General features: G+C 68.8%; 15 protein-coding genes. 7 read left to right on the plus strand and 8 right to left on the minus strand.

Going from position 1 to position 14729, the window contains the following annotated elements:
* Positions 1-22 precede the first annotated feature (22 nt).
* Entirely contained in the window at positions 23-853 is an 831-nt protein-coding gene (locus tag AC4ELH_RS30375; RefSeq protein WP_498888488.1) for a DUF4333 domain-containing protein, read from the plus strand.
* 57 nt (positions 854-910) lie between these two features.
* On the opposite strand, the gene AC4ELH_RS30380 is transcribed toward AC4ELH_RS30375, so the two are convergent.
* Together AC4ELH_RS30380 and AC4ELH_RS30385 are read right to left on the minus strand one after the other, a co-directional pair.
* Positions 911-1870 (minus strand): 5'-3' exonuclease, encoded by a 960-nt coding sequence (locus AC4ELH_RS30380; protein WP_064960615.1) that lies wholly within the window; start codon positions 1868-1870, stop codon positions 911-913.
* Positions 1867-2727 carry a hypothetical protein gene (locus AC4ELH_RS30385; protein ID WP_498888491.1) on the minus strand — a complete coding sequence of 287 codons (861 nt, stop codon included), beginning with the start codon at positions 2725-2727 and terminating at the stop codon, positions 1867-1869. Before AC4ELH_RS30385 ends, AC4ELH_RS30380 begins: the two co-directional genes overlap by 4 nt.
* 86 nt (positions 2728-2813) lie before the next feature.
* Between AC4ELH_RS30385 and AC4ELH_RS30390 the strand changes: the two genes are divergently transcribed.
* Positions 2814-3941, plus strand: coding sequence for a M24 family metallopeptidase (locus AC4ELH_RS30390; RefSeq protein WP_498888493.1), 1128 nt, complete (start codon positions 2814-2816; stop codon positions 3939-3941).
* Between the two features lie 7 nt (positions 3942-3948).
* Here AC4ELH_RS30390 and AC4ELH_RS30395 read toward each other — a convergent pair whose 3' ends face one another.
* Positions 3949-4374 (minus strand): F420-dependent biliverdin reductase, encoded by a 426-nt coding sequence (locus AC4ELH_RS30395; protein ID WP_055114847.1) that lies wholly within the window; start codon positions 4372-4374, stop codon positions 3949-3951.
* 35 nt (positions 4375-4409) lie between these two features.
* On the opposite strand from AC4ELH_RS30395, the gene dprE2 reads away from it, so the two are divergent.
* The 5 genes from dprE2 to AC4ELH_RS30420 are packed head-to-tail and all read left to right on the plus strand — an operon-like array spanning position 4410 to position 9460.
* Complete coding sequence (gene dprE2, locus AC4ELH_RS30400; protein ID WP_064887192.1) at positions 4410-5186, plus strand: decaprenylphospho-beta-D-erythro-pentofuranosid-2-ulose 2-reductase; 777 nt, start codon at positions 4410-4412, stop codon at positions 5184-5186.
* A 28-nt stretch (positions 5187-5214) separates the two neighbouring features.
* A complete protein-coding gene (cbiE, locus tag AC4ELH_RS30405; RefSeq protein ID WP_498888496.1) occupies positions 5215-6390 on the plus strand; it encodes a precorrin-6y C5,15-methyltransferase (decarboxylating) subunit CbiE in 1176 nt (391 codons plus the stop codon).
* Complete coding sequence (cobM, locus tag AC4ELH_RS30410) at positions 6387-7142, plus strand: precorrin-4 C(11)-methyltransferase (RefSeq protein ID WP_498888498.1); 756 nt, start codon at positions 6387-6389, stop codon at positions 7140-7142. The genes cbiE and cobM overlap by 4 nt, the downstream gene beginning before the upstream one ends.
* On the plus strand, positions 7142-7873 hold the full coding sequence (locus AC4ELH_RS30415; RefSeq protein ID WP_498888500.1) for a cobalt-precorrin-6A reductase: 732 nt from the start codon (positions 7142-7144) through the stop codon (positions 7871-7873). Before cobM ends, AC4ELH_RS30415 begins: the two co-directional genes overlap by 1 nt.
* Positions 7874-7900: 27 nt before the next feature.
* A complete protein-coding gene (locus AC4ELH_RS30420; RefSeq protein WP_498888502.1) occupies positions 7901-9460 on the plus strand; it encodes an adenylate/guanylate cyclase domain-containing protein in 1560 nt (519 codons plus the stop codon).
* On the opposite strand, the gene AC4ELH_RS30425 is transcribed toward AC4ELH_RS30420, so the two are convergent.
* The 5 genes from AC4ELH_RS30425 to cobG form a co-directional block, all read right to left on the minus strand.
* A complete protein-coding gene (locus AC4ELH_RS30425) occupies positions 9450-10499 on the minus strand; it encodes a phosphotransferase family protein (RefSeq protein ID WP_448443508.1) in 1050 nt (349 codons plus the stop codon). The genes AC4ELH_RS30420 and AC4ELH_RS30425 overlap by 11 nt on opposite strands.
* 20 nt (positions 10500-10519) lie before the next feature.
* Positions 10520-11176 carry a TetR/AcrR family transcriptional regulator gene (locus AC4ELH_RS30430; RefSeq protein WP_174554314.1) on the minus strand — a complete coding sequence of 219 codons (657 nt, stop codon included), beginning with the start codon at positions 11174-11176 and terminating at the stop codon, positions 10520-10522.
* 79 nt (positions 11177-11255) lie between these two features.
* On the minus strand, positions 11256-12791 hold the full coding sequence (locus tag AC4ELH_RS30435; protein WP_064880945.1) for a precorrin-2 C(20)-methyltransferase: 1536 nt from the start codon (positions 12789-12791) through the stop codon (positions 11256-11258).
* Positions 12788-13414 carry a precorrin-8X methylmutase gene (locus tag AC4ELH_RS30440; protein WP_498888505.1) on the minus strand — a complete coding sequence of 209 codons (627 nt, stop codon included), beginning with the start codon at positions 13412-13414 and terminating at the stop codon, positions 12788-12790. Before AC4ELH_RS30440 ends, AC4ELH_RS30435 begins: the two co-directional genes overlap by 4 nt.
* A gap of 9 nt (positions 13415-13423) precedes the next feature.
* Positions 13424-14542 carry a precorrin-3B synthase gene (gene cobG, locus AC4ELH_RS30445; RefSeq protein WP_498888507.1) on the minus strand — a complete coding sequence of 373 codons (1119 nt, stop codon included), beginning with the start codon at positions 14540-14542 and terminating at the stop codon, positions 13424-13426.
* Between the last annotated feature and the right edge of the window lie 187 nt (positions 14543-14729).

The raw sequence follows: 14729 nt of genomic DNA on the forward strand, positions 1-14729 counted from the left end.
CCGAACAGGATCAAGGAGAACCATGAGCGGACCGCAGGGACCTGACCAGGGACAACCATCGTCCGGTCAGCAGCCTGAGCCCGGGGCGGACCAGGCGGCCGGCGCCGAGGCGTGGCAGCCGCCGGCTCCCGCCTCCGAGGACGCCTCGACCAACGCTCCGGCCTGGCAGCCCCCGGCGTACACACCGCAGCAGTATCCGTCGTACCCGCAGCAGCAGGGTGGGCAGCAGCCGGATTATTCGCAGCCGCAACAGCCCCAGCAGCCGCAGTACCCCGGGCCTGAGCAGTACGCCCAGCAGCAGGCGTACCCACAGCCCGGCCAGCAGCCTCAGTACGGCCAGGTGCCCGGTTATGGACAGCAACCCCCGTACGGTCAGCCCGGACAGCCGGGTCAGCCAGGCCAGTTCGGTCAGCCGAGTCAGTTCGGTCAGCCTGGGCAATACGGTCAACCGGGCCAGTACGGTGCGCCCGGCCAGTTCGGTCAGTACGGCATTCCAGGTGCCGAGCAGGGCTCGAAGGCATCCCTCGGAGTGATCGGTGGCGTCGTCGGCGGCGTTCTCGCCGTCATCGTGCTGGTGGTCTGCATCCTCGGTTTCTGGAAGCCGGGCTTTTTCGTCACGACCAAGCTCGACATCAACAAAGCCCAGAGCGGCGTCGAGCAGATCCTCACCGACAAGACCAACGGCTACGGCGCCACCAAGGTCACCGGCGTCAAGTGCAACGACGGCGAAAACCCGACGGTCGAGAAGGATTCGACCTTCGACTGCGAGGTCACCATCGACGGCACCAAGCGCAAGGTGACGGTGACGTTCAAGGACGACAAGGGCACCTACGAGGTCGGTCGACCCAAGTAGGCCCTTCCGCTAGATAGGCCCCCAACGGCGCGGATCGGTGGCCGCCACCTCGCGCGATCAGCCGGGCAGTCGGTCCAGAGCCGCCTGCAACCGGCTGATCGACGAGGTCACGCCGTACGCTGCAGCCAGTTCGGCGACCCGCGCCGGGTCACCGGCGGCCAACGGCAACTCATCGGTCGCGCCGGACAACGTCACCGGAGCGTCTGTGGCCACCCGCACCACCGGTTCGGCCGCGGCCATATAGTCGGCGGCGGCCACGAGCTTGGCCCGATGTGCTTTGGACAGTGACGATTTCGGGTCTTGAGCGGCTTCCTGGATGCCCACCAGCGAACCATGCCGGGCCAGTAGCGTCGCTGCCGTCTTCTCGCCGATCCCGGGAACCCCGGGAAGACCGTCGGACGGGTCACCTCGCAGCAGGGCCAGCTCCGCGTATGCCGGCCCGGCCCGGTCGATCGGAACCCCGTACTGCTCGGCCACTTCCATCGGGCCGAACTTCGTCGCCTTGGCCAGACCGCGGCCGATGTAGAGCACACGGACCGCGGGGACCGGCTCGTCGCGCACGAGTTGCAGCAGGTCACGATCGCCGCTGACCACCACCACGGGATCATGCTGCTCGCGGGTGGCCAGCGTGCCGAGCACGTCGTCAGCCTCGTACCCGGCCGCTCCGGCGGTCGCGATGCCGAACGCGTCGAGCAGGTTCATGATCATGTCGACCTGCGGGGTCAGATCGTCGGGGACCTCTTCGACGTCAGGGATTCCGTCGGGCTGGGGCGCTTCGACCCGATGAGCCTTGTACGACGGCACCAGGTCCACGCGCCACTGCGGCCGCCAGTCGTCGTCGCGGCACACCACCAGCCGGCGTGGCCGCTCCCGGGTCACCAGCGTGGCAATGGAATCGAAAAACCCGCGCACCGCGTTCACCGGCCGGCCATCGGGCGCCTTGATCGACGACGGCACGCCGAAGTACGACCGGAACCACATGCTGGCGCCGTCGAGCAGCAGAACAGGGTCGCTCATCGGGTTTCCTCCATCCGACCGAAGACATAGGACGCGGCGGTGACGGCTTTGCCGTCGGCACCCTCATCGTGCAGGGTCGCCCGCACCGCGATGGTGCCATCCGCTCCGGACAGCACCTGGGTGTCGACCCGGAACGGGCCGGCCTTGCCGCGAGCCAGGAACATCACATGCGACGAAAGGCCTTGCAGTGCCTCGGTATTTGCCGCGCCTGCGGCGGCGTCGGCCGCGGCCGCCTCCAGGATCACGAACTGCGGCCCGATGTGCAGCGCGGCGTCCGGTGAGGCGACCTCGACTGCAAGTTCCGGCAGCGCCCAGTGTCCGTCGGTGCGTTTGGTCCCGCCGAACACCTGCCACAGCGGCGGCAGATCCGGACCGTCGACGATGCCGATCGGGTCCACCGGCATCTTCTCGAGGCCCTCCGGTGGCACGCCGATCGAGATGCCCTGGCCCTCGGTGAGGGCGATGACCCGGTCCGGATTGTCGGCGTCGACGATCATCGACCGGCTGTAGGCCAGTTGCCTGCCCTGCTTGAGCACTTCGGTGTCCACCCGGATGCGCGTCACATCGCGCGCCGGGTCCAGCACCTGGCAGGAATGGATGACCGGATTGGGCACGGCGTCCAGATCGCTCACGCCGCCACTGTCCGGGGAAGAGATGCCCAGCACCGCGAGCAGCACCCCGCCGGTTGGGTTGCGCATGTCGCGGCGCAACGTCACCGTGTCGTCGACCGGGCCCAGATCCATCGAAGAGTACGAGCGCCCGAGGTAGCGGTAACTCAGCAGGCCGCCCCAGCGCCGGCGCAGCTCGGCAGCGTAGGCCTCGGGATCGTCGGTGAGATCACGGATATCACGCAACATTCCAGCGACAGTAGCCGGTGCGAGGTGGCGCCCTGGACGGACACTCGGACGGACACCGGGGCGACGCAGCGATTAGCCTCGACCCCATGACCGTCAGCCGATTCAGCACCGATGTCTACGCCCACCGCCTTTCGGCGGCCGCGTCAGCCGCCGCGGATGCCGGCCTGGCCGGTCTGGTCATCACACCGGGATATGACCTGCGGTACCTGGTCGGCTCACGGGCGCAGACCTTCGAGCGGCTGACCGCACTGGTCCTGCCTGCCACAGGCGATCCGACCATCGTGGTACCGCGCCTCGAGCTGGCCGCGTTGCGGGAATCTGCGGTCACCGATCTCGGTGTGACGGTGCGTGATTGGGTCGACGGCCAGAATCCCTACCAGATGGTGGCCGAGGCACTCGGCGGAACCGGCGTGGAGACAGCGGTCACCGACTCGATGCCCGCGCTGCACCTGCTGCCCCTGGCCGACCTCCTCGGGGTCGTCCCGGTGCTGGCCACCGACGTGCTGCGGCGGCTGCGGATGATCAAGGACCCTGCCGAGATCGACGCGCTGCGCAAGGCAGGCGCCGCGATCGACCGCGTGCACGCGCGGGTGCCCGACTTTCTGGTGCCCGGCCGCACCGAGGCTGACGTGGCCGCTGACATCGCCGAAGCGATTGTGGCCGAAGGGCATTCAGAGGTGGCGTTCATCATCGTCGGCTCCGGCCCCAACGGCGCCGACCCGCATCACGAATGCTCGGAACGCGAGCTGAGCGCCGGTGACGTCGTCGTCGTCGACATCGGCGGTCCATACGAGCCCGGCTACAACTCCGACTCGACCCGCACCTACAGCATCGGCGAACCGGATCCCGAGGTGGCGCGGCGCTACGCGGTGCTGCAGCGCGCCCAGCAGGCGGCCGTCGCGGCGGTACGCCCCGGCGTGACCGCCGAACAGATCGACGCGGCCGCCCGCGACGTGCTGGCCGCCGAAGGGTTGGCCGAGGCTTTCGTCCACCGCACCGGACACGGCATCGGACTCTCGGTGCACGAAGAGCCCTACATCGTGGAGGGCAATGATCTGCCGCTGGAAGCCGGGATGGCGTTCAGCGTGGAGCCCGGCGTGTATTTCCCGGGGCAGTGGGGCGCGCGGATCGAGGACATCGTGGTGGTCACCGAAGACGGCGCAGAATCGGTCAACAACCAACCGCACGACCTCGTCGTGGTGCCGGTGAACTAGCCGGGAACTAGCCCTCGCTGCGGTCCAGCAGTTCCGAGGAGCCCAGCACGCGCTCGATCCGTACCTCGATCACCACACGGCGGGGATTCACCCGCGGGGTGCGGTAGCGCTGGGCATACCGAAGCTCGGCGTCGCGGACCGCGTCGGGCTCGCTGCTCACCGTGGACTTGCCCTCCAGCGACAGCCAGCGCGCACCGTCGACCTGGCTGAGGACTGCGATGCCACGCTCGTGCGCGTTCACCGCCTTCTGCGAACCACCGTTGGTGATGACCCGCGCGATGTGGGTCTTCGGGTCGAAGGTGAAACCCACCGCCACGACGTGCGGGGAGTTGTCCGAGCGCAGCGTGGTGAGCATCGCCAGGTGACGTTCGGTGAGGAACGCCAACGCTTCGCTGGTGAGCTTGGTGGTTGCCCTGCCACGAGATGTAGCCATCGGGGTCCACGCTAGCGCAGGACATAATCGCTGCCATGGAGGACACAGCAGACACGGCCGGGATTACCGGCACGGATCCCCGTGTCGTGGTGATTTTCGGGGGTCGCAGCGAGATCGGTGTCGAACTCGCGGTTCGGCTCGCCGCCGGGGCGGTCGTGGTGCTGGCGGCCCGCCGCACCGATCAGCTCGTCGAGCAGGTTGCGGCGGTGCAGGCGGCCGGTGCAGCGGCGGTGCACACCGCCGAGTTCGATGCCGACGACGTCGCGGGTCACGCCGGTGTCGTCGACGCGGTCGAAGCCGCGCACGGACCGATCGGCACCGCCGTGCTGGCCTTCGGGGTGCTGGGGGATCAGGACCGGGCCGAGGTCGACGCGGCCCATGCCGTGGCTGTCGTACACACCGATTACGTGGCCCAGGTCGGCCTGCTCACCGTGCTGGCCCAGCGCATGCGTGCCAGGGATCGGGGTCGGCTGGTGGTGTTCTCCTCGATCGCCGGCGCCCGGGCCCGCCGCGCCAACTACGTCTACGGTTCGGCCAAGGCCGGACTGGATGCGTTCGCCTCCGGGCTCACCGATGCCCTGCACGAGACCGGTGTCCAGTTGTTGATCGTGCGACCCGGGTTCGTAATCGGCCGGATGACCGAGGGGATGGAGCCGGCGCCGTTCTCCAGCACCCCTGCTCAGGTGGCCGAGGCCGCGGCCAAGGCGCTGCACAAGGGCAAGCGCGCAGTGTGGGTGCCGTGGGTGATTCGGCCGATGATCTTCGTGACGCGGTTCGTGCCGCGGCCGATCTGGCGCAGGTTGCCCCGATGAGCCGCTTGCGCGAAGAGAGAAGGCCCCGATGACGATCACGGTGGTCGGCATCGGGGCCGACGGGATGGCGGGGTTGTCGCAGACCTCGCGTGACGAGTTGGCGACCGCCACCGTCGTGTACGGCTCACCACGGCAACTGGAGCTGCTCGACGACAGCGTGACGCGGGACCGGCGCGAGTGGCCGTCGCCGATGCTGCCCGCGCTGCCGACGCTTTTCGGTGACGCCGATGTGCACGTGGTGGCGAGCGGGGATCCGCTGCTGCACGGCATCGGCGCGACGCTGATCCGGTTGTTCGGTGCGCAGCGGGTCCGGGTGCTGCCGCACGTGTCGAGCGTGACGCTGGCCTGCGCGCGGCTGGGCTGGACAGTGCCCGACACCGAGGTGATCAGCCTGGTCACCGCCCCACCGCACACCGCGGTGCGGCGTGGTGGCCGGGCGGTGGTGCTGTCGCGCGACGCGCAGACTCCCGCCGTGCTGGCTCGGTTCTTGAGCGAATCCGGCCGGGGGGATTCGGAATTGACCGTGCTTGAGCAACTGGGCGGGCCGGGAGAGCGCCGCCACGACGGCCTCGCCCGGGTCTGGGCGACGACACCGCCGGCCGGAATCGACGACCTCAACGTCGTCGCGGTGGCCTATCTTCCCGACGAGCGCCGGGCTCAGGCGCTGCCGGACGAGGCGTTCGCCCATGACGGCCAGCTGACCAAGCAGTCCATCCGAGCCGTCACCCTGGCCGCGCTGGGACCCCGGCCCGGGGAACTGCTGTGGGATGTCGGCTCGGGCTCAGGCAGTATCGCGATCGAATGGTCGCGTAGCGCAGTGGGATGCGCGGCGATCGCATTCGAGCGGGATGAGCAGCGACGGGACCGGATCATGGGCAACATCACGGCGTTCGGGGTCGGGGTGGACGTGCGCGGTGGTGCGCCCGAGTCGCTCGACGGTGCGCCCGATCCCGACGTGATCTTCATCGGCGGCGGCGTCACGCAGCCCGGGCTGCTGCAGGCGTGCTTCGACCGGCTGCCCTCAGGTGGGCGCCTGGTGGTCAATGCCGTCACGCTGGAATCTGAGGTAGTTGTCGCGCAATGGTATTCGAAGGAAGGCGGCGAGTTGCGGCGTTATCAGCACTACCAGGGCGGTGCGATCGGCGGATTCACCGGCTGGCGTCCTGCGCTGCCGGTGACCCAGTGGGCGGTGGTCAAGCGATGACGGTGTACTTCATCGGCGCCGGCCCCGGCGCGGCCGATCTCATCACCGTGCGCGGCGCCAAGCTGCTCGGTAGCTGTCCGGTGTGTCTGTACGCCGGGTCGATCATGCCCGACGATCTGCTGGCGCTGTGTCCGCCCGACGCCAAGGTCGTCGACACCGGTCCGCTGAACCTGGACCAGATCATCGACGAGTTGGTGGCCGCGGAGCACGCGGGTTTCGACGTGGCCCGGCTGCATTCCGGCGACCCGTCGATCTACAGTGCGCTGGCCGAACAGTGCCGCAGGCTCGACGAACTGGGCATCGGGTACGAGATCGTGCCCGGCGTACCGGCATTCGCCGCGGTGGCCGCCGCCCTGGGGCGCGAACTCACCGTCCCCGGCGTGGCCCAGACCGTCACCTTGTCCCGGGTGGCCACCTTGTCCACGGCGATGCCCGACGGTGAGGACCTGCGCACGCTGTCGGCCCCGGGCGCGACGTTGGTGCTGCACCTGGCCGCCGCCCAGATCGACAACATCGTCCCGCAGCTCCTCGACGGCGGATACCGACCCGAAACACCCTGTGCGGTGGTGGCATTCGCCAGCTGGCCGCAGGAGATCGTGCTGCGCGGCACGCTCGCCGACATCGCCGAGAAGATGCACGCCGCCGAGGTGACCAAAACCGCGGTCATCGTCGTCGGCGATGTCCTTGCCGCGGAAGGGTTCTCCGACAGCTACCTGTACTCGTCGGATCGGCGCCGCGGGGCCACCCACTGATGAAAGTCCTTCTGCTCGGTGGCACCGGCGAGGCGCGGGCCCTGGCCGCCGTTCTGCACCCAGACGTGGCGGTGATCAGCTCGCTGGCCGGGCGGGTCCCCGACCCGGCGCTGCCGGTCGGTCCGGTACGCATCGGCGGGTTCGGCGGTGTGGAGGGTATGCGGCGATGGCTGGTCGACGAGGGTGTCGAGGCGGTTGTCGATGCCACCCATCCCTTCGCCGCCACCATCACCGCGCATGCGGCACAGGCGTGCGCCGAACTCGGCGTGCCCCATCTGGTCCTGGCCCGGCCGGCCTGGGCGCCAGGATCGGCGATCGTGGTGGGATCGGACACCGAAGCCGCCGAAACCGTGACGGGTAACGGCTATTCACGGGTCTTCCTCACCACCGGCAGATCCGGCACCCGGGCGTTCAAGGACGTCGACGCCTGGTTCCTGATCCGCGCCGTCACCCCGCCCGACTCCGAAAACCTGCCTGCCGATCATGAACTGCTGCTGTCCCGCGGTCCGTATGACTACGACGGGGAACTGGCGCTGCTGCGGGAGCACCGCGTCGATGCGTTGGTGACCAAGAACAGTGGCGGCGCGATGACCGAGCCTAAACTGCGGGCGGCCGAGTCGGCGGGCGTGGCGGTGGTGATGGTGGACCGTCCGGCACTCCCGCCCGGCGTGCAGACGGTCGCCACGGTCGAGGAGGCTGCGAGCTGGGTTAGGGCCAAAACCGCAGGCTGAGGTGCCCTGCAGCAGTAGGCTCCGAACGTGGCGGAGACGTCATATGCATCGTGCGGCGGTCTGAGTCTCGCCTACCAGGTATTCGGAGACGGGCCCGTCGACCTTGTCTACGCCGGTTCGTTCGTCAGCCATCTGGAGCTGTTCTGGACGATGCCCGAGTTCGAGGCCTTCATGGAGCGGATCTCGACGTTCTGCCGCGTCCTGCTGTACGACAAGGCCGGCGTCGGGCTGTCGGACCCCGTCCCGCAGGTACGCACGCTCGACGAACGGGCGGCCGAGATCGAGGCCGTGATGGATGCCGCAGGGTTCGGCCGTGCCGTGCTGTTCGGGTTGAGCGAGGGCGGACCCGCGGCGATGCTGTTCGCGGCGACCCGGCCTGAACGGACCCAGGCCCTGATCCTCGCGGGCACCTTCGCGTACTTCGGTATCACCCAGTGGGCTGACTTCGACGGTGACCCGTCCGAGCTGCACGCCCGGATCTTGACCGAGATGGGCGAGGAATACACGCCCTCGACCCGGCAGCTGGCCACCTTTCAGGAGTTCGGCCGCGCCAGCACCTCGCAGTGGGGCACCGGTGCGGCCCTCAAACTGCTGCTCCCGGACGCCGGTTCGGTGCGTCAGCTCGGGATGGTCGAGCGGATGAGTGCCAGCCCGGGAATGGCCCGGGCCACGCTGGGGGCACTGTTCCGGATCGATGTGCGGTCGGTCCTGTCGACGATCACGGCGCCGACTCTGGTCATCCACGCCACCGGCGATCTGGTCCCGATCCAGGGCGGGAGGTATATCGCCGCCCGCATCCCGGGTGCGCGGCTGTTGGAGGTGGACGGCACCGACCATGCGCCCTGGATTGCCAACCCCGACGAGATCACCAGCGAGATCGAGGGATTCCTCACCGGCAGCCATGCTGCACCGTCGCAGTCCCACCGGGCGCTGCGCACGGTGCTGTTCACCGACATGGTGGCCTCCACCCAACACGCCGCGGCCACCGGTGACGAGCGGTGGCGGGCGGTGCTGCATCGGATGGGGGAGATCACCACTGACCTGACCGGTCGATTCGGTGGTGTCGTGGTGAAGAGCACCGGTGACGGACACCTCGCCACATTCGACGGTCCCACACAGGCGATCCGCTGCGCCGAGGCGCTGCGCGATCAGACCGAGACCATGGGCATCGAGATCCGCGCCGGCATCCACACCGGCGAATGCGAGCTGCTGGACGGCGATATCGGGGGAATCGCCGTCCACATCGCGGCGCGCATCCTCGGGTTGGCCGGCGCGGGGGAGATCCTGGTGTCGAGTACCGTCCGCGATCTCGTCGTGGGCTCGGGAACCGGCTTCCAGGACCGCGGCGACGTCGAGCTACGTGGGGTGCCGGGCACCTGGCGGCTCCTCGCGGTCGATCGCCACGGTGCGCGGGCCGGAACGCCCGAAGCGGAGCTATCCTCGGTGCCCACACCTGGTCCGAGGCCCACGATGCGTCGATCGGACCAGGCCATGGCGGTGATGGCACGGCGGATGCCTCGGATCGTGCGGGGGATCGCCCGCGTCACCCCTGGCACCCGGGTCACGGGACCGCCGGTCAGGCGTTGATCAGATCGAGCGTGCCGAGTTCCCGGATGGCCTGGCAACCGCGCTGTGCCATCACCACCATCATGTCGTCGCCGCGCTCGGTGGAGCTGGCGAAAGCGGTGCCCAGCACAGTGATCAGCGGCGCCTGCAGCATGCCCAAACGGTAATCCTGCCAACAGGTTTCGCGGTCATATTCGGTGACGCCGTGTGACAGCAGCCGGTCGTGGTAGGCCGTGACGAGGTCGGATTCGGCGGCAGCCCGGACGGTTGGATCCAGGCTGGTCGCGGTGAAGTACGACAGGTCACGAGCGGGCAGGCCAGAGCCGAGAGTCTGCCAGTCCACCACGGTGATCCGGGTCCGGTCGGGGTCGAACAGCATGTTGTCCAGGCGGTAGTCACCGTGCAGGATCGCGAACCGGTCGGGTTCGGCCAACAGCCACGGGGTGACGACCGACATCGCAGCGCGCATGGTGTCCTGGTCCTCGGTGCTCAGGCGTGCGCCGATCTTGTCCAGCGTGATGTCGGCGGCCATCTTGGCGACGTCACCGAATCCCTTGGCGGAGTCGGGTTCTGGCTTGGGCATGGCGATACCGGGGAAGTTGGCCCACCGCGGGTCGGCCCACGTCGGCCCGTGCAGGTCGGCCAGTGCCAGGACTGCCAGCGTGGCCTCGGCCGGTGTGCAGCCGGCGATCTGATCACCCTGCTCGGCCGGCGCCATATCGGCCAGGAGCAGGACGAAATCGGCTCCCTCTCCGGCGATCTCGCAATGGTGGCAATGTGGGACCGGGATCTGTACGTGGTCGGCGACATTGGTGTAGAACGCGTGCTCTGACCGGTACCCGATGGTGACGCGGTCGCGCACCGTCTCGTCCTGCGATGGCAGCTTGACCGCGAACGTACCCGGAAGGGCGTCGTCGTCGCGGTAGGTGACCGACACCCGGTAGGTGGCACCGGTCTGGCCTGTGCCGATCGGTGCGGTCTGTACCGAATCCACTTCGGCGCCAAGGGCCTTCGACAACCATCCGGCGGTCACCTCGGCCGGTTTGCCCGGGATGGACATGGGGATCGAACCCGCGGCGGTCACCGAATTGTCCCGTAGATCGAGCCCATCCACATTGCCTCAGCACCTTCCGATAGTTGTTGTCGCGACAGCGGTCCACCCAGGACGAATCGTTCGACCAGGCGATCGTTGAACTCGATCAGCAGGCTGGCGAGTACCACCGGATCGGCCCCGTCGGGCGCACGGCCTGCGGTGCGCTCGGCGGCGATCACCGTGGAGACGGTCGGGACGAAGGATTCCCGCGCCTGGTCCCACAGATCGCGAACCGCCCCGCTGGACCCCCGCGCCTCCAACATCGCTTGCACCAGGTAGCGATGATCCTCGGCTGTCCGCAGCACGGCCTCGATGGTGTCGTGGACACGGTCTCGGGGCGGCCGGGTTGCGTCGGCCAGGATGTTGTTGGCGGCGAACAACGCGTCGTACATGGGCTCGACCAAGGCGGCGACGGCGGCTGCCTTGTTCTCGAAGTAGAAATAGAACGCTGATCGACCCACCCCGGCCTGGCGCGCCACCTCGGCGATGTTCAGCGCGTCGAACCCGGTCTTCTGCAGGTGCTCGTTGAGCGCCTCCAGGATTGCGGTGCGGCGCTGATCGCTGCGTTGCGGTTGCCGACGGTCGACCGGTGACCGCGCGGGTGCGCCCTGTGGTGCCGTCGGCATGGTGGCCGGCCCTCCCATTTCGAACGGGTATGACGCCGGACACTATCGGTCCTACTGACAGCTGTCAATGAATCTCGACGCGCGTCAGTCGATGAGGTCAGCCGGGGTACTGGCGCGGGGTGAACACCCGGTCCTCGGTGGTGTCACCGGCCGCCGAGCCGGTGTACCACTGCGTCTGAGACGAGCCGATGATCAACATGGTGCGCATGTCCACCTGGGCCGGATCCAGATCGGCGAGTCGTACGACGGACACCCGTTCGCCCGGGCCCGGCTCGGCGCCGGAGACGGCCCGTGCGACGACCACCGGGGTACTCGGATCGCGGTACTCCAGCAGCAACTCGCGCATGGCGCCGACCTGCCAGGTCCGCGTCTTGGAGGCGGGGTTGTAGATCGCCAGCGCCAGATCGGCCTTGGCCGCGGCGGTGAGACGCTCGGCGATCACGTCCCACGGCTTGAGCCGGTCGGACAGGGAGATCACCGCGTAGTCGTGGCCGAGGGGGGCGCCAACCCGGCTGGCGACCGCTTGCGCGGCCGTCATCGCGGGGATCACCCGGACCTCGACGCCGGGCCACTGCTTGGCTTCCTCGAGCACCGCGGTGGCCATGGCGAACACGCCCGGATCGCCGGAGGACACGACCGCAACCGTCCGGCCCTCCTGAGCCAGCTTGCAGGCCAGCTGCGCGCGGGCCGGCTCGTCGGTGTTGTCGCTGGGGTGGTGGTGCTGCCCGGCGCGGGCGCCGACACGATCGAGATACGGGCCGTAGCCGATCAGATCAGTGGCGGCGGACAGTTCACGGCGGCTCTGCGGGGTCATCCAGTCCGAGTCGCCCGGTCCGAGGCCGACGACCACGACACTGCCCTGAGGTGTGGTGGAACGTGACCGGCCGGGCACCATGGCCAGGGAGAAGTACGGCACCTTGACGTCCGTGCCGCCTTCGCCGCCCACCTCGCCGGCCGGCGAAACCCGCTGCCGATCGGTGCTGGCCCGCTCGACGTAGTACGCCTCGTCGAGCCGTCCGGTCGACTCCAGGGCTTCCCGTACTCGGGTGTAAGACCGGCCCAGCTTGAGTACGACGGCGGCGTCGGTGTCGGCCAGGCGGCGCTCCAGCTCTGCGGTGGGCAGCGTGCCGGGCAGGATCGTCAACACGTCGTCGCCCTGCACCAGCGGAGTGCCCGTGGCGGCCGAGGCCGCGCTCACCGAGGTGACGCCGGGTACGATGACGGCGTGGAATCGCTCGGTCAGCCGGGTGTGCATGTGCATGTAGGAGCTGTAGAACAGCGGATCGCCCTCGGCCAGCAGTGCCACGTCGCGGCCGGCCTCCAGGTGGGCGGCGATGCGCTCGGCCGCGGCGGCATAGAAGTCTTCCATCGCGCCGACGTACCCGCCGGGATGCTCGGTGGTCTCCGTGGTGACGGGGTAGACCAGGTGTTCTTCGAGCTGACCTTCGCGCAGGTAGGGCTCGGCGATGCCCCTGGCGATGCTGTGACCGTGCTTGGCGCTGTGGTAGGCCACCACGTCCGCCGCACCGATCAGGCGGGCTGCCTTGACCGTCACGAGCTCGGGATCGCCCGGGCCCAGCCCGACGCCGTACAGGGTGCCCCGGGTTTCACGTTCTGACGCCGTTGTGCTCACTCGCGCTCACTCGCAATCGAATTGACGGCGGCCGCGGCCATGGCGCTGCCACCGCGCCGGCCGGTCACCACCAGATAGGACATGCCACGCGGGCGCTCGATCAATTCCTGTTTGGACTGCGCCGACCCGACGAAGCCGACGGGTCCACCCAGCACCGCGGCAGGGACGGGCGCACCCTCGTCGAGCAGTTCCAGCAGCCGGAACAGGGCAGTCGGTGCATTGCCGATCGCCACCACCGCGCCGCCGAGGCGGTCGGCCCACAGGTCGACGGCGGCCGCCGACCGGGTGAAACCCAACTTCGCCGCCAGCTCCGGGGCGCGGGGATCGGCCACCAGTGAGATGACCTCGTTATCGGCGGGCAACCGTGAACGCGTGATGCCCGCTGCGACCATCGACGAGTCGCACAGCACCGGCGCACCCGCGGCCAGCGCGGCATGCGCCCTGGTCACGACGTCATCGGTGTAGGAGACATGGTCGGCGACATCGACCTGACCGCAGGTGTGGATCAGCCGCACCACCACCCGTGACACATCGTCGGGGAAGCGCGACAGGTTCGCCTCGTCGCGGATCGTCGCGAATGACTGCCGGTAGATCTCGGCGGCGTCACGGATGTAGTCGAGCACCCGCATACCCTACGGGGGCGTGATACGCAGCCGGTATCCGTCCTCGGTGGCGATCAGGACCTCGGCGGTGGGTGGGCTGCCGCAGGCCCGCTCACAGCCCACGAAATGCCGGTGCGACTCCGTGGGGGTGTCGACCGCCTGGGCCGCGTCGGCGCGCACATCTGCGATCGACTTGGCGCATCCGGGGCTGCCGGTGCAGGCGCTGATCCGTAGCCACGACGAGTTCTCGTCGAATACGAGTCCCAGTGGCGCGAGCACACGAAGCGACATGTCGGCTTCACCTTCGCCGACGTCGCACACCAGCACCGAGCGCCACGGGGTGATCACCAGTGGCGACTCGATCGCGGACAGGAAGTGGGCGGTCCGGGCCTGCAACACACCCAGGGGCAGTCCGGCGCCCAGCGTGATGCGGCCGTCGTTCTGCGGTATCCATCCGACGGGTGGTTGGACTGTCGGCGGCCAGGTGGCGCCTGCCGGGGCGGAGACGGTCATACCGTCCAACAGCGCCGAGTGATCGTCGAGTTCGGTTATCCGCCAGGCCTTTCCACGGATGTCGAGGAACCGTCTGGCCACCTCGACGAGGGTGGTCGTCGCGTCACCGGTTTCGAGTCGTACTCCGGTGTCGCGCCCCGCCAGCAGCAGTGCGCACGTGCCGTCGTCCAGTGCGTGCACCCCGGTGTCGGCGTCGATCCCGGACACGTCGCCGCGGCCGTCGTCGAGGCTGAACCAGAACCTGCCCGGCAGTCCGGCCAGAGCCGGGTCGGCCTGGATGGCGTCGTCGAGTTCGGTAACCAGCGGGCGGACGTCGATGATGCCGCCCGAACGGCCGGACAGGGGCGAGGCGACGATGTTGCGGGCCCGTTCGTGTGTCGGCGACGGCAGCAGTCCGGCGTCGGCCAGCGCGGTGGCAGCGCCGTCGGTATCGGTCAATGCCCGGATCTGGATGTTGCCGCGAGACGTGAGTTCCATTGCCGGCGAGCCGAACTGCTCGGCGACCTCGGCCAGCGCGGTCAGTTGGGCGGGTGTGATCATCCCGCCGGGGAGCCGAATCCGCACCAGGGCGCCGTCGGCGGCCTGGTGCACCGTCAATGCGCCGGGGCAGGCGTCGTTGTCGCGGGTCCTGGTCATCTCGCAGTCCATCCTACTTTCGGCCGGTGTTGTGACATCCGTCATAGGTGCGGAAACCTGTTCGGTCGCTTACAGATCGGCCATTTTCCGCGCCGCCGGACGTACCGTTTAGAGGAATTTCCGGGACCACCGGTACCGGGAAGTTGAACAGCTTGACAGAGGTTCAGACGAAAGGAGTGATCCATGC

The organism is Mycobacterium shunyiense, assembly GCF_058270075.1.

What these genes read in the sequence shown, in the direction of transcription:
- AC4ELH_RS30375 (WP_498888488.1), top strand. Translation starts at nt 23, where the DNA reads ATGAGCGGACCGCAGGGACCTGACCAGGGACAACCATCGTCCGGTCAG.
- AC4ELH_RS30380 (WP_064960615.1), bottom strand. Translation starts at nt 1,870, where the DNA reads ATGAGCGACCCTGTTCTGCTGCTCGACGGCGCCAGCATGTGGTTCCGG.
- AC4ELH_RS30385 (WP_498888491.1), bottom strand. Translation starts at nt 2,727, where the DNA reads ATGTTGCGTGATATCCGTGATCTCACCGACGATCCCGAGGCCTACGCT.
- AC4ELH_RS30390 (WP_498888493.1), top strand. Translation starts at nt 2,814, where the DNA reads ATGACCGTCAGCCGATTCAGCACCGATGTCTACGCCCACCGCCTTTCG.
- AC4ELH_RS30395 (WP_055114847.1), bottom strand. Translation starts at nt 4,374, where the DNA reads ATGGCTACATCTCGTGGCAGGGCAACCACCAAGCTCACCAGCGAAGCG.
- dprE2 (WP_064887192.1), top strand. Translation starts at nt 4,410, where the DNA reads ATGGAGGACACAGCAGACACGGCCGGGATTACCGGCACGGATCCCCGT.
- cbiE (WP_498888496.1), top strand. Translation starts at nt 5,215, where the DNA reads ATGACGATCACGGTGGTCGGCATCGGGGCCGACGGGATGGCGGGGTTG.
- cobM (WP_498888498.1), top strand. Translation starts at nt 6,387, where the DNA reads ATGACGGTGTACTTCATCGGCGCCGGCCCCGGCGCGGCCGATCTCATC.
- AC4ELH_RS30415 (WP_498888500.1), top strand. Translation starts at nt 7,142, where the DNA reads ATGAAAGTCCTTCTGCTCGGTGGCACCGGCGAGGCGCGGGCCCTGGCC.
- AC4ELH_RS30425 (WP_448443508.1), bottom strand. Translation starts at nt 10,499, where the DNA reads ATGTCCATCCCGGGCAAACCGGCCGAGGTGACCGCCGGATGGTTGTCG.
- AC4ELH_RS30430 (WP_174554314.1), bottom strand. Translation starts at nt 11,176, where the DNA reads ATGGGAGGGCCGGCCACCATGCCGACGGCACCACAGGGCGCACCCGCG.
- cobG (WP_498888507.1), bottom strand. Translation starts at nt 14,542, where the DNA reads ATGACCAGGACCCGCGACAACGACGCCTGCCCCGGCGCATTGACGGTG.